This is a genomic window from Amycolatopsis dongchuanensis, assembly GCF_039542405.1.
GTDB lineage: Bacteria > Actinomycetota > Actinomycetes > Mycobacteriales > Pseudonocardiaceae > Amycolatopsis_E > Amycolatopsis_E sacchari.
On the sequence record NZ_BAABIB010000075.1, the window covers coordinates 375,273 to 389,120 of the forward strand.

Genomic DNA, 13,848 nt, shown 5'->3' on the forward strand with positions numbered 1-13,848 from the left:
CGAAAGGGTTGTGTCCGCTCAGACCGGCAATCGCAGCCGCTGGTCAGGTTCCTCATCCCAGGCCGGCAGCGGCTCGGCCCCGAGCGCGTCCAGCACGAACCGCCGGGCCAGCCGGTGCCACGCCGGGGCCCGCAGCAGCATCGCGTGCGCCTCGGACATCAGCTCGAACCGGACGAGCCGCCGCGCCACCGCGCGCGCCCGCTCGGCGTAGGCGTAGGACTCGGCCGGGTTCGTGATCCGGTCCAGCGTCCCGTGCGCGAGCACGACACTGCGGTCACGCACGGGCTCGACCGGCTCCCCCGCCGGCGTCCACGGGGCGAGCGCGAGCACCGACGTCACGGCGGGATCGTCGGCGACGCGCAGCACCACGCGGCCGCCCATCGAGTGCCCGACGAGGAACACCGGTACGCCGGGCCGTTCCGCCCGGATGCGCGCCAGTTCCGCGCGGGCGTCGGCCACCGGGTGCAGCTCCGGGTCGTTCCAGCCGCGGATGCGGTTGCGCAGCAGGCGGACCTCGACGCCGTGCCGTGCGGTGGCGGCCGCGATCGCGCGGGCGACCGGTAGCATCCGCAGGTAGGCCAGCCCCCAGGGGCGCACCGGCTGCCTCCCGGTTTCGGCACCTCCGTGCAGCACGAGCGTCACGGCGCGGACGGGGCCCCGCGCCGCCCAGGTCCTGGTGGCGGCCTCACGAGCGATCACTTCGTGAGCAACGCTCACGGCCGGGGTTTCTTCCCGATAGGGTGCGCCGCGTGATCGGAGATCTGGTGACTGAAGCGGTGCGCGCCGCCGAGACGAACAACGCCGAGCAGGTCGCCAAGGCGGCCGAGCTGGTCGTGCGGACCCTGCGGGCCGACGGCCTGGTCTTCACCGCGGGTGCCGGGCACTCGCTGGCGGCCGTGGCGGAGACGTTCTACCGCGCCGGCGGCCTGGCCTGCGTGTACCCGCTGTACCACCCGCAGCTGCTGCCGCTGCACGGCGCGCAGTCGAGCACGACGGCCGAGCGCCGCAGCGGGCTGGCCGCCGAGGTGCTCGAACAGCGGGCGCCGGGCCCCGACGACGTGCTGGTCGTGTTCTCCACCTCCGGCGTCAACCCCTACCCGGTCGAGCTCGCGCAGGCCGCGCGCGCCGCCGGTGCGCCGGTGATCGCGGTCAGCTCCCGGCAGTCGGTCGCCGCCGCGCCCCGGCGGGCCGGCCGCACGCTGATCGAGGAGGCCGACGTCGTGCTGGACACCGGTGTCCGCCCCGGCGACGCGAGCTTCCCCGTCGACGCGCCCCGCACGGCCGCCCTGTCGACGATCCTCAACGCGCACCTGTGGAACTCCGTGCTGGCGAAGGTCGTCACGCTCGCCGAGGACGCGCCGCTGTGGCGCAGTTCCAACGTCGAAGGCGGGGACGAGGCCAACGCCGCGTTGTTCGCGCGCTACCAGCCGCGCGTGCCCGCGCTGGCCTGACCCGCCCCCGGCGGCGCGGCGACGACCGCCAGCGGGTCGTCCAGCAGGGGGGCGAACGCGAGCTCGCCCGCCCCGATCAGGGTGGCGTCGTCGCCGAGCGCGGAGACGCCCAGCCGCACGCGTTCCCTGGCGACGGGGAGGACGTGGCTGACTATGCGGCCGCGCACCTCCGCCGCCACGGCGGGGTAGACGTCCCGCAGCATCCCGCCGAAGACCACCATGCCGGGGTTGAACAGGTTGATCAGGTTGGCCACGCCGATGCCCAGCCAGTCGCCGATCCGCCGGAGCGCGTCGCGGGCGGCGGGATCGCCGCGGCCGGCGTCGTCCACCACGGCTCGCACGGCCTCGCGGCCGAACAGGTCCGCGGGCCTGCCGGCGGCGTCGAGCAGGGCCCGCTCACCGACCTCCGCCTCCAGGCAGCCCCGGGAACCGCAGCCGCACGGGCGCCCGTCCACCGGGTTGACCACGATGTGCCCGACCTCGCAGCCGTAGCCCGTCTCGCCGTCGAGCAGCTTGCCACCGGCGATGATGCCGCCGCCCACGCCGACGTCGCCGTGCAGGTAGATCAGGTTCCGCAGGCCCGCGCCGGCCCCGCGGCGCTGCTCGGCGACCGCGCCGAGGTGCGCTTCGTTGCCGACCCGGACCGGCAGGCCCAGCCCCAGTGCCCGGGACAGCTCGGCGCCGAACTCCTGGTCGACCCAGCCCAGATCGGGCCCGAAGCGCACCGTCCCGCCGCCCGGCTCGATCATCCCGCAGTACGACGCGCCGGCTCCCACGCAGATCGACGCCGGGGGCGCGGCCCGGTGCAGCTGCCTGCCGAGCCGGGCGAGGACGTCCACCACGTACTCGAGATCCGGCCCGGCGCGCGCTCGCGGTGCCACCACGCGGTCGAGTACCACCCCGCCCAGGCCGATGCGGGCCGCGACCAGGTGGTCGACCGCGACGTCGAAGGCCAGCACCTGGATCCGCTCCGACTCGGGTAGCACGACCAGCGAGGGACGCCCCTGCTGGTGGCTGTCCCGCGGGAGCTCCTCCCGGATCAGCCCTGCCTCGGTCAGTTCGGCCGTCAGCGCCAGGATCGTGCTCCGGTTCAGGCCGAGCTCCCTCGCCAGGCCCGCACGGGACATCCCGCCACTGAGGTGGACACTGCGCAGGAGCGCGGCGACGTTGCGCCGCCGGATCCCGTCCCGGTCCAACCCGGCCTCCCAGCAGTCCGGCTCTGCGGCGTCACGAATCGTACCGCCTACGCCGCGGTCGGCTCCTCGGCGAACTGCGTGTGGTACAGCTCCGCGTACCGCCCGTCCGCCGCGAGCAGCTGGTCGTGCGTGCCGCGCTCGACGATCCGGCCGTCCTCGACCACGAGGATCTGGTCGGCGGCCCGCACGGTCGACAGCCGGTGCGCGATCACCAGCGCGGTCCGCCCGGCCAGCGCGTGCGTGAGCGCCTCGCCCACGGCGGCCTCGGACTCCGAGTCCAGGTGCGCCGTCGCCTCGTCGAGGACGATCACCCGCGGCTGCGCGAGCAGCAGGCGCGCGATCGTGAGCCGCTGCCGTTCCCCGCCGGAGAGCCGGTAACCGCGCTCCCCCACCACCGTGTCGAGCCCGTCCGGCAGGCTCTGCACGAGCCGCGCGAGCCGCGCCTGCTCCAGCGCGTCCCAGATCTCGTCGTCGTCCACGTCCGGCCGCGCGTACGCCAGGTTCGCGCGGATCGTGTCGTGGAACAGGTGCCCGTCCTGCGTCACCACGCCGACGGTTTCCTTGATGGACGCGAAACTCAGGTCCCGGACGTCCACACCGGACAGCCGGACCGCACCCGAGTCGACGTCGTAGAGCCGCGGCAGCAGCGTCGCGATCGTGGACTTGCCCGCACCGGACGAGCCGACCAATGCCACCATCTGCCCCGCCTCGGCGCGGAAACTCACGCCGTGCAGCACCTCCTCGCCGCCGCGGTTGTCCAGTGTGGACACATCCTCCAGCGAGGCGAGCGAGTACTTGTCCGGCGCCGGGTAGCCGAACCGCACGTCCTCGAACTCGACCGAAACCCCGCCCGGCGGGACCTGCCTGGCGTCCGGCTTCTCGGTGATCATCGGCTTGAGGTCGAGCACCTCGAAGACCCGCTCGAACGACACGAGCGCCGTCATGACGTCGACCCGCACGTTCGCCAGCGCCGTCAGCGGGGTGTACAGCCTGGTCAGCAGCAGGGCGAGCGCGACCACCGTGCCGGGCTGCAGCTGCCCGCGGATCGCGAGCCACCCGCCCAGCCCGTACACCAGCGCCTGCGCGAGCGCGGAGACCAGCGTGAGGCTCGTGAGGAACCACCGCGTGAGCATCGCCGTCCGCACGCCGATGTCCCGCACCCGCCCCGCGCGGGCGCCGAACGCGGCGGTCTCCTCCTCCGGCCGCCCGAACAGCTTCACGAGCGTGGCGCCCGGCGCCGAGAACCGCTCGGTCATCTGGGTCGTCATCCCGGCGTTCAGCTGCGCCGACTCGCGCTGCAGGTCGGCCATCCGCCGCCCCAGCGTGCGGGCGGGCAGCACGAACACCGGCAGCAGCACCAGCGCGAGCAGGGTGACCTGCCACGACAGCGTCAGCATCACGCCGAGCGAGAGCACGAGCTGGATGACGTTGGTGACCAGCCCCGACAGCGTCGCCGTGAACGTCCGCTGCGCGCCGATCACGTCGTTGTTGAGCCGGCTGACCAGCGCCCCCGTGCGGGTACGCGTGAAGAACGCGATCGGCAGCCGCTGCACGTGCTCGAACACCGCGCGGCGCAGGTCGAAGATCAGCCCCTCGCCGATGCGCGCGGACTGCCACCGCTCGACGAGCCCGAGCCCCGCGTCCGCGATCGCCAGCCCGGCGACCACCACGGCGAGCATGATCACCAGCCCGGCCTCGTGCCCGCCGACGATCGTGTCGACGACCTTGCCCGCCAGCAGCGGCGTGGACACCGCGATCACGGCCGAAACCACGGTCAGCACGAGGAAAACGGCGAGCATCCGCCAGTACGGCCTGGCGAACCGCGCCACCCGCCGCACGGTCCCCGGCGCCAGCCCGCGCGGTGCGTCGGCGCGGCGCATCGCCGAGCTGAGCAGTGACCAGGTGTTGTCCAACACTGCCTCCCAGTCCGTCCCGAAGCTTCACATTACTTCAGGTTTCGTGCACAGATGTCCTGGACAACGCCGGGTGCGGACGCAAGCTTCCCGAACAGCTCCGGCTTTTTCCCGCCGGGTAACCTACGTGCTCATGGGTGCTGGAGGGGTCGTGTCGCAACGCGCCCGCAGCCTTCTCCCGCCGTTGGCGCTGGACCTGCTCTTCTACGCGGCCTGCCTGGTGTACGCGCTGGTGACCGCGTTCGTCTCCGAGTTCTACGGCTTCCGCGTGTGGGGCGCGTTCGCGGCGATCGGCTACGGGCTCGCGGCGGCGCACACGGTGTGGTTGTGGCGGCAGCCGCGTGGCCCCGGCTGGTGGCGCTCGCGGGGTGCGGGCCTGGCCGCGGTGGTGGTGTTCGCGATGCTGGTGCCGCTCGCCGTGCTCGTGGTGCGGCGGCTGACCGGGGTGGACTGGCTGATCACGCCGTTCTCGTGGAGCGCGCAGCCCGAGGTGTGGGTGATCGAGCGGTCGGCCGAGCTGTTGCTGCGGCACGGCACGCCCTACGTGGACGTGACCGCGCTCGGCCGTCCGCCCGAGGTCAACGACTACACCCCGTACGGGCCGGTGATGGCCGTGTTCGGCCTGCCGCGCGCGTTGTTCGGCGGCAGCCCGGTGGCCGACGCGCTGACCGACGCACGGCTGGCCTTCGCCGTGACCGCGTGCGTGTGCGCGTGGCTCACGCTGCGGATGATCGGCATGCCCCGGGTGCCGGTGCGCGCGGCGCAGCTCGCCGTGGCGTGCCCGCTGACCGCGCTGACGTGGTCGGTGGCGGGTCCGGACCTGGCGATCGCCGGGCTGATGCTCGTCGCCGTCACCCTCGCCGCGACCGACCGCCCCACCGCGTCCGCGATCGTGCTCGCGGCCGTGGTCAGCGCCAAGCTCATCGTGGCGCCGGCCGTGGTGGTGCTGGCCGTGCTGGTCGCGGCACGGCTCGGCGCCGGCGCGCTGGTGCGGTTCCTCGCCACGCTGGTGGCCGCGGGCGCGGTGCTGACCGTGCCGGTGCTGCTGGTCGATCCGGCGGCGTTCACCGAGCACGTGCTGCGGTTCCCGGCCGGGCTCGGCGTGGTGCGCTCACCCGCCGCGAGCCCACTGCCCGGGCACCTGATCGCGAGCACCGGGCCCGTGGGCAACGCGCTCGCGTTCGTGCTCCTGGGAGCGGCCGCCGTCGCCGTGCTGGTCTGGCTGCTGCGGCGGCCGCCGGTGCTGGGTTCGGACGCGATGCTGCGGATCGCCGTGGGGCTCGGGGCGTTCACCCTGCTCACCCCGGCGACCCGCTACGGATATCTGGTGTACCCGCTCGTGCTGCTGGGCGCGATGCTGTGTTTCCGCCGCGCGGAAGACGGGAACCCCGCTATTGGTACTACTTCTTCTTCACCCGGGTAGCCCCACCGCGCCCCCGGAGCTGAACTCCCGATTCCGAAAGCACGCGGTGCACGAAACCGTACGAACGGCCCGTCGACTCCGCGAGTGCACGAATACTGGCCCCCTTCTCGTATTTCTTCTTCAGGTCAGCGGCCAGCTTGTCACGGGTGTTGCCGGTGATGCGCGCGCCCTTCTTCAGGTCAGCCACGTCTTTCCGCCTTCCTAGACAGTGTTCGGGGCCCTGGCGCGGCCCTGCAAAGGCAATGATCGAACACCCGGCGGCGGATTGCCAGGCGACGGGCGAAAAAATCCTCGGAATCGGCCGATATTGGGCCATTTCAGTGTGGTTGCCTACAACAACTAAGCACCTGGACACACTTTTCGGGCACAGGCGGCTTTTGTTGGCGACCAGCGACGGCTCCGCGTGCTCGATAGTCGAGCCGGGCGGGAAATCTTAGGCAGGGCTAACTACGAATGGTTTCGCCGCAGAACCAAATATAGCGGAACGGTCGCCGGAACGCCTCATCTCCGGAGGGGGCGGGGCCCGGCGGGGCTTTGGGTGGGATGGGCGGCGATGGGGGTGGGCGGCGGAGTTCGAGCGGCAGGGGGCACGCTGCCGCGGTCCGGCGGCGGCTGCCGGACCGCGGGGCGGCCGTCGTGGCCCGGATGTGACCGAGGTGGCTGCCGCGTTGCGGGGCGGCTGCCGGTTCGCGGGGGCAGCCGCCGTGGCCCGCGGGGTGACTGGGCTGGCTGCCGCATTGCGGGGCGGCTGCCGGACCGCAGGGGCAGCCGCCGTGGCCCGCGGGGTGGCTGGGGTAGCTGCCGCGTTGCTGGGCGGCTGGGCGCATCGCGGAGGCAGCTGCCGTGGCCCGGGGGTGGCTGCCTTGTGGCGGATCGCGGGGGCGGCCGTGGTAGCGCGGGGCGCTGGGGTGGCTACCACATCGGGAGGGACTTGCCGCCGCTTCCCGGGCCGGGATGCGACCGCCCCTCACGGGGCCGGGCAGCGGGAACCCGCGCCAGCAGACAGCCACCGCCGCCCCGCGCTCCCACCCCGCCCGACACGAAGCACAGGCGACAGGCCACGCCGCCCGGCAGGCGCCCGCCGGGCGGGCCACCCCGCCCGACACGAAGCACCCGCGACGGGGCCCTTGGCAGGCGCCCGCAGCAGGTCACCCTGCTCGGCAGGGGGGCACCCGCGACAAGGCCCTCGGCAGGTCGCCCCGCCGGGCAGGCCACCTCGCCCCGCAGCCACCCGCGACAAGCCCACCTCGCCCCACAGGCACCTCGGCAAGCCACCCCGCCCGGCGGGGCGCACCCACGAGAGGCCCGCCCACCGCTTCCACCCAGGCGGTGACATCAGCCGGGCGGCCCGGCCATCACCCCCGGCCCAGCACTCACCCCGGCGGCCAGGCCATCACCCCCAGCCCCGCAGCACCACCCCCGCCCCCGCGACAGCACCACCGCCGCGCGGGGTCAGGCCAGCTGCACCAGCTCCAGGTAGTCCGCCGACCAGTGGTCCTCCGTGCCGTCGGGCAGCAGGATGACCCGCTCCGGCTCCAGCGCCTCCACCGCGCCCGGGTCGTGCGTCACCAGCACCACGGCACCCGTGTAGCTCCGCAGCGCCTCCAGCACCTGCGCCCGGCTCGCCGGGTCGAGGTTGTTCGTGGGCTCGTCGAGCAGCAGTACGTTCGCGGCGCTCGACACCAGGCCCGCGAGCGCGAGCCGCGTCTTCTCGCCACCCGACAGGGTGCCTGCGGGCTGGTCGAGCTGCTCACCGGTGAACAGGAACGAGCCCAGCAGGTTGCGCAGCTCCTGCGCACCCGTGTCCGGCGCGAGGTGCCGGATGTTCTCCCACACGCTGGCCTCGTGGTCGAGCGTCTCGTGTTCCTGCGCGTAGTAGCCCAGCCGCAGCCCGTGACCCGCGACCACCTGGCCGGTGTCGGGCTTCTCCATCCCGCCGAGCAGGCGCAGCAGCGTCGTCTTGCCCGCGCCGTTGAGGCCCAGCACGACCACCTTCGAACCGCGGTCGATGGCGAGGTCCACGCCGGTGAAGATCTCCAGCGAACCGTACGATTTGGACAGTCCCTCGGCGGTGAGCGGGGTGCGCCCGCACGGGGCCGGCGCGGGGAACTTGATGTGCGCGACCTTGTCCGCCTGGCGCGTCTCGTCGAGGTTCGCCAGCATCTGCTCGGCACGCCGCGCCATGTTCTTCGCCGCGACCGCCTTCGTCGCCTTCGCGCCCAGCTTCGCCGCCTGCTGCTGCAGCGCCGCGGCCTTCTTCTCGGCGTTCGCCCGCTCACGGCGGCGGCGCTTCTCGTCCGTCGCCCGCGCCTCCAGGTAGCGCTTCCAGTTCATGTTGTAGTGGTCCAGCTCGCCGCGCGTCGCGTCGAGGAACCACACCTTGTTGACCACTTCGTCGAGCAGGTCGACGTCGTGGCTGATCACCACGAGCCCACCGTCGTGCGACTTCAGGAAGCCCCGCAGCCAGTTGATCGAGTCGGCGTCGAGGTGGTTGGTCGGCTCGTCCAGCAGCAGGATCGTGTCCGACCGCCCCGACGCGCCCACGTCGGACGCGGCGAACAGGATCCGCGCCAGCTCCACGCGGCGCCGCTGCCCGCCGGACAGCGTCCGCAGCGGCTGCGCCAGCACCCGCTCGGCCAGCCCGAGGTTCGAGCAGATCCGCGCGGCCTCGGACTCCGCGGCGTACCCGCCGAGCGCGGCGAACCGCTCCTCCAGCCTGCCGTAGCGGCGGATCGCCTTGTCCCGCGCGTCCTCGTCGACGAGCTCGGACATCGCTGTCTGCGCCTTCTCCATGTCGCGCAGCAGCGCGTCCAGGCCCCGCGCGGACAGCACGCGGTCCTTCGCGGTGACGGACAGGTCGCCCTCACGCGGGTCCTGCGGCAGGTAGCCGATCTCGCTGCCGTGCCGGACCTCACCGGCGTAGGGCTGCCCCTCACCGGCCAGCACCTTCAGCGTGGTCGTCTTGCCCGCACCGTTGCGGCCGACGAGACCGATGCGGTCGCCGGGCTGGATGCGGAGGGTCGTGTCGGCGAGCAGGATGCGCGAACCGGCGCGCAGCTCGAGGCCGGTGGCCGTGATCAAGGGAACTCCCGGGAACGGGGGTGGATGAGGACAGGCTTCGACTGCCCGGCACCAGGCCGGGCGGGAGCGCTACTCCAGCTGGATCTCCTCGAACCCCACGAAACCCAGTGTAACGAGCGGAGGCCACCGCTTTTCCGCCGGTGGCCGGGCTCACGCGTCGCGGACGAGGATCTCCACGTCACGCGCCCGCTCCGCCGCCTCGTCGAGCACGGCCCGCCGCGGCTCGACGATGTCCAGCACGCGCTGCGAAGCCAGCTCGAACAGCGGGGCCAGCCGCCGGTCGGCGCGGAGCTCGTCCAGCGCGCGCCGGTCCCCGCCCAGCACGACCGCGTCCAGCTCCCCCACTCGTGGCACCAGCACCTCGTAGGCGTCGTCCGCGGCGTCACGCAGGGCCTGCCGCGCCTGCCCCTCACGACGCCGGGCGAAGCGCTGCTGCGACCAGCCGCCCGCCGCCGCCCGGCCGTGCACGTGGTGCCGGTCCGTGCGCGACACCACGACCTTGCCACCTTCCGCGACGCCGACGCTGTGCGCGCCCAGCCGCACCAGCAGCAGCCCGATGCGACGGGATCGCTTGGCGTGCACGGCGAGCCGGACCGTCGGCGGGCCCGAACCGGTCAGCGGCGGGAACGGCACCACCGCCGTCGCCGTCGTCCCGTTGGCCGCCGTCACCACGACCTCGGTGTCGGTCGCCGCCGTTTCGCGGATGCCGCCGTTGCGGGTCGCGAACCGGTCGAACCAGCCGCCGAGCCGTTCCGGCGCGACCTCGACCACCCTGCCGCCCCCGGCGGCGTCCCGCACCCTGCTCACAGCACGAACGAATCGGACCAGGGCTGCGACGACCGGCCCGACAGGGCGTCGAGCAGCGAAACCGCCTGCCGGTCGGTCAGCGAGGACACGAAGTCGATCACCGCGCGGCCCCGCGCCAGGCTGCGGATGGCGTCGGCGCCGGTGACCTGCTCCCCCGTCGCGCCGACGAGCAGTTCGGGGGCGTTCGCGGCCAGGTCGGTGAACTCGGCGTGCGCCAGCTCCACGAGGTCGTGCAGGCGGCGCGGCAGCCGGGACTCCTCGTCACGGTCGCCCAGCCACGCGTCGAGGGCGTCCACGAGGGTGGTCACCAGGCTCGCCTGGCCGCGCTGGTGCAGCGCGAGTTCGGGGCGCAGCAGCACGAAGGTGCGGTGCACGAACTTCAGCACCTGCACCTCGTGCCACTGAGCAGTCCGCAGCGTGACGTGCCCGGAGCGGGTGGTCGGTGACTCCAGCACGACCACCCCGCCGACGAGCCGCGAGGTCCAGCGGGCCGAGAACGCGGCGATGGCCTGCTCGGCCTCGATCGAGCCGTCGAAACCCCGCGCCAGCAGGCCGTCCACCAGTTCGGTGCGCACGCGGGACACGGCGTCGGCGAACGCGTCGTCGTCCACCACCCACGCGTCGCGGACGTGCATGCGGCGCCGCAGCAGTTCCAGCGACCGGCCGGGCCGCCGCGTCTGCGCCGCCAGCGTCGCGTCGTCCAGCCCGGCCAGTTCGAGCGCGTTCGCCAGCCACTGCCCCAGCTCCGTGGCCACCGGGGCGTGCTGCAGCACGCCGATCCGGTGGAAGTCCTGGATGTCGTGGATCGCGTAGGCGATGTCGTCGGCGGTGTCCATCACGGACGCTTCGACGGTCTGCTGCCACGGCTCGATCACGCCGGCGTAGGGCTCACGCGCCTGCACCACGTCGTCCAGTTCCGTGCTGTAGGCCGAAAACTTCGCCGAGCCGGTGCCCGGGGCGCCGGGCGGTTCGGCCGCGCCACGTGGCGGGTTCGGCATCGTCGCCGGGTGCGGGTCGGGCCGGTGCAGCCGCGCCCACGGGTACTTCAGCACCGCCGCCCGCACCGCGGCGGTCAGGTCGAGCCCCACCGCGGACGGACCGCGCACGTCGGTGGTGGTCAGGATGCGGAAGGTCTGGGCGTTGCCCTCGAAGCCGTCGGCGAGCCCGAAGCGGTGCCGGGCGATGCGGTCGAGCACCTGCTCCCCCAGGTGCCCGAACGGCGGGTGACCGAGGTCGTGCGCCAGCGCGGCGGCCTCCGCGACGTCGGGTTCGAGCCCGCCGAGCTTGCCGATCAGCTCGGCGCCGTCGGGCGCCGCGAGCAGGCGGTCGCTGATGGCGCGCGCGACCTGGGCGACCTTGAGGCTGTGGGTGAGCCGGTTGTGCAGCAGCCCGGATCCGGCGGCGCTGACCACCTGCGTGACGCCGCCGAGGCGGGCGAAGAACGGGGAGACGACGATGCGGTCGCGATCGGCCCGGAACGGGTTGTCCGCCAGGTCCGGCCAGCTGGCCGCCTCCGCCTGTTCGTCACGGCGGCGCGTGCGCGGATCGTGCATGCGTCGAGGCTAACCGTGCCGGTCGCGGCCGGTTCGGCGACGCCCCGGTGAACATCAGCCGACAAGTCTGGAGAAACGCCGTCTGACCGGCGAGTATCGGTCCGTGCGCGAATCATCGAGGTCCGTCCGGTTCGCCTTCCAGCCGTTGTACAGCCTGCACACCGGCGGTGTCGTCGCGCTCGAGGCACTCGCCCGCCCCGGCCGGGGTTCGGTCGCCGAGCTGCTCGACCGCGCCCGGCGCGAACAGCGCCTGCCCGAGGTCGACGTGGCGCTCGCCGCGGAGGCCGCCCGCGCCGAGGCCGACCACGAGACCCTGCTGCCGCTGCACCTCAACCTCACCGCCACCACGGCCGCCGCGCCCGGCGCGGTGTTCGACCCGCTGCTGGACGCGCTGGCCTCGGTGAACCGCCGCCCGCGTGAGGTCGTGCTGGAGATCGGGCCGCCGTTCGCCCAGGTGTGGCCCGAGCAGCTGCTGGCCGGGCTGCACCGGCTCGCCGAACTGGGTTTCCGCCTCGCGCTCGACGGCCTCGGCCGCGCCGACCTGCCGTTCGCCCTGCTCGCGGCCGCCCCGGCCGACCTGCTCAAGCTCGACCGGACCGTGCTGGGCGGGCTGCCGGCGGACCCGGCGTCCGTCGCCGTGGTCGAGTCGCTGCTGCACTACGCCGCCCGCAGCGGCACCCGGCTCGTCGCGACCGGGATCGAGACGGAGGCGCAGCTGACGGCGGTGCGGAAACTGGGGGTCCGCATCGCGCAGGGCAACCTGTTCGCCCCGGCCGCCGACGGCGTGTCGTGGACCCACCTGCTCACCCCGGCCACGCCCGAGCCCGGGGAGCTGCCGGGGCCGGGTCCGCTGACGGCGCCCCGCGTCCGGGACTTCCTGCGCCCCGCCGCCACCCTGCCTGCCGACGCGACGTGCGACGACGTCCGCACGGCGCTCGCCGCGGGCGACGGCCCGTCCGGCATCGTCGGCGTCGACGAGCATCACCGTCCACAGTGGTCGGTCGACCGGACCCGGTTCCTGGTCTCCGTCACCGGTCCGTACGGGCACGCGCTGCACGCCAAGCGCCCGGCCGCCAGGCTGGCCGACCCGCCGCACGTCATCTCGGCCGACGCGGGCGCGCTCGAACTGCTCGAGCTCGTGACCGACGCCGACTGGAGCCGCACGGGCGACGACGTGGTCGTGGTGGACGAGCGGGGCCGCTGCGTCGGGGTGGTGCTGGTGACCGAGGTCGTGCGGGGCGTCGCCGAGGCGAAGGTCGAGGAGGCGGCCGCGTTGAACCCGCTGACCAGGCTGCCGGGCAGTGACACGGTGGCGCGGGACATCGAGCGCCGGATCGCGTGCCGCGAACCGTTCGTCACGGCGTGGCTGGACGTGGACTCGTTCAAGGCGGTCAACGACAACGCCGGGTTCGCGGCGGGCGACGACCTGATCCGCGCGCTCGGCCGCACCCTCACCGACCTCGCGGCGCGGCTGAAGCGGACGACGGTCAGCCACGTCGGCGGCGACGACTTCCTCATCGCGTGCGACGTGGACGAGATCGGCACGATCGCGGCGGCGCTGCTGGACACGCCGTGGTCCGCGGACGGCCTGCCGGTCACCGTGTCACTCGCGACGCTGGTGTGTGCGACCGCGACGATCTCCTCCTACCGCGAGGCGTCGCGGCGGCTGGCGCCGCTGAAGAAGCGGGCGAAGGCGGTGCCGGGGTCGAGCTGGGTGCTCGGCAGGCCCGACACCGAGCACGTCGAGATCCTCCGTGGCCGCAGGCTGTTCCCCGAGCAGCGAGCGCCGCTCGGTCACTCCGCCTGACGCACGTCCCCCGCCGCGAAGCCGTCGGCCCAGTCCTGCTGCACCTTCGCGGCCTCCGCGGCGTCGGGGACGGCGTTCGTGCACGACGTGCCGGGGCCGTGCCCGGACATCAGCTCCGAGCAGGGGCCCGAGTAGTGGTCGGGCAGGCCGAGGTTGTGCCCCAGCTCGTGGGCGGCGATGCGCGTGACCGCGAAGCCCTCGGCGACCTGCTGCTTGTCGAGGTAGATCCGGCCGTGCCCGTGGCCGTCGGTGTTCGTGTACGAGCCCCGCCCGTCGTCGGTCTCGGCGAAGACGATCGTGGCGGTGCCGCCCTTGACCAGCCGCACGTCGGTGACCGCGGCGTTCCAGTTCGCGGCGGCCTGGTCGATCTGCGTCACGTAGTCCGGCGCGCCGGAGGAGCTGTAGTGGAGCGTGGTCACCGGCGCCGCGTTCGCGCTCGCCGTCACGAGCTGGACCGCCAAGGTCGCGGTCACCGCCAGTGATGCGGCGAGTGCCTTCCTGTGCCTCATGCGCCGACCCTAGGGGCGCCGCGGGCGGCCCGAGTACCCGCGAAAGTCGGAAGCCGTGCCGTATAGGTCGTTATACACCGCTCGGCGCGAAAAAAGCCCCTCCGGAGA

11 protein-coding genes are annotated in these 13,848 nt (G+C 73.6%); 3 read left to right on the top strand and 8 right to left on the bottom strand.

The window, feature by feature from the left end; translation table 11 throughout:
• Positions 1 to 18 precede the first annotated feature (18 nt).
• Positions 19 to 699 (bottom strand): alpha/beta hydrolase, encoded by a 681-nt coding sequence (locus ABFX51_RS19375; RefSeq protein WP_425425810.1) that lies wholly within the window; start codon positions 697 to 699, stop codon positions 19 to 21.
• 50 nt (positions 700 to 749) lie between these two features.
• On the opposite strand from ABFX51_RS19375, the gene ABFX51_RS19380 reads away from it, so the two are divergent.
• Positions 750 to 1,451 carry a sugar isomerase domain-containing protein gene (locus tag ABFX51_RS19380; protein WP_177228698.1) on the top strand — a complete coding sequence of 234 codons (702 nt, stop codon included), beginning with the start codon at positions 750 to 752 and terminating at the stop codon, positions 1,449 to 1,451.
• Here ABFX51_RS19380 and ABFX51_RS19385 read toward each other — a convergent pair.
• Positions 1,421 to 2,647, bottom strand: a complete 1,227-nt coding sequence (locus tag ABFX51_RS19385; protein WP_218153462.1) for an ROK family protein — start codon at positions 2,645 to 2,647, stop codon at positions 1,421 to 1,423. The two genes, ABFX51_RS19380 and ABFX51_RS19385, sit on opposite strands and share 31 nt — an antisense overlap.
• 47 nt (positions 2,648 to 2,694) lie before the next feature.
• The gene (locus ABFX51_RS19390; protein ID WP_091507796.1) at positions 2,695 to 4,560 is read right to left on the bottom strand and encodes an ABC transporter ATP-binding protein; all 1,866 of its coding nucleotides are present in this window, start codon (positions 4,558 to 4,560) and stop codon (positions 2,695 to 2,697) included.
• Between the two features lie 133 nt (positions 4,561 to 4,693).
• Between ABFX51_RS19390 and ABFX51_RS19395 the strand changes: the two genes are divergently transcribed.
• Positions 4,694 to 5,983 carry a DUF2029 domain-containing protein gene (locus tag ABFX51_RS19395; RefSeq protein ID WP_091507405.1) on the top strand — a complete coding sequence of 430 codons (1,290 nt, stop codon included), beginning with the start codon at positions 4,694 to 4,696 and terminating at the stop codon, positions 5,981 to 5,983.
• Here the strand turns inward: ABFX51_RS19395 and ABFX51_RS19400 are convergent.
• The 4 genes from ABFX51_RS19400 to ABFX51_RS19415 form a co-directional block, all read right to left on the bottom strand.
• Positions 5,961 to 6,170 (bottom strand): helix-turn-helix domain-containing protein, encoded by a 210-nt coding sequence (locus tag ABFX51_RS19400; RefSeq protein WP_005437638.1) that lies wholly within the window; start codon positions 6,168 to 6,170, stop codon positions 5,961 to 5,963. The genes ABFX51_RS19395 and ABFX51_RS19400 overlap by 23 nt on opposite strands.
• A 1,265-nt stretch (positions 6,171 to 7,435) precedes the next feature.
• Positions 7,436 to 9,064: an ABC-F family ATP-binding cassette domain-containing protein gene (locus tag ABFX51_RS19405; protein ID WP_091507407.1), complete on the bottom strand. Its 1,629-nt coding sequence runs from the start codon at positions 9,062 to 9,064 to the stop codon at positions 7,436 to 7,438.
• 150 nt (positions 9,065 to 9,214) lie between these two features.
• Positions 9,215 to 9,871 carry an acVLRF1 family peptidyl-tRNA hydrolase gene (locus ABFX51_RS19410; protein ID WP_346054459.1) on the bottom strand — a complete coding sequence of 219 codons (657 nt, stop codon included), beginning with the start codon at positions 9,869 to 9,871 and terminating at the stop codon, positions 9,215 to 9,217.
• Entirely contained in the window at positions 9,868 to 11,424 is a 1,557-nt protein-coding gene (locus tag ABFX51_RS19415) for a deoxyguanosinetriphosphate triphosphohydrolase family protein (RefSeq protein WP_346054460.1), read from the bottom strand. The genes ABFX51_RS19410 and ABFX51_RS19415 overlap by 4 nt, the downstream gene beginning before the upstream one ends.
• Positions 11,425 to 11,527: 103 nt before the next feature.
• Here ABFX51_RS19415 and ABFX51_RS19420 point away from each other — a divergent pair, with 103 nt between their 5' ends.
• Positions 11,528 to 13,231 carry a GGDEF domain-containing protein gene (locus ABFX51_RS19420; RefSeq protein WP_346054461.1) on the top strand — a complete coding sequence of 568 codons (1,704 nt, stop codon included), beginning with the start codon at positions 11,528 to 11,530 and terminating at the stop codon, positions 13,229 to 13,231.
• Here ABFX51_RS19420 and ABFX51_RS19425 read toward each other — a convergent pair.
• The gene (locus tag ABFX51_RS19425) at positions 13,219 to 13,740 is read right to left on the bottom strand and encodes a snapalysin family zinc-dependent metalloprotease (RefSeq protein WP_346054462.1); all 522 of its coding nucleotides are present in this window, start codon (positions 13,738 to 13,740) and stop codon (positions 13,219 to 13,221) included. The genes ABFX51_RS19420 and ABFX51_RS19425 overlap by 13 nt on opposite strands.
• Between the last annotated feature and the right edge of the window lie 108 nt (positions 13,741 to 13,848).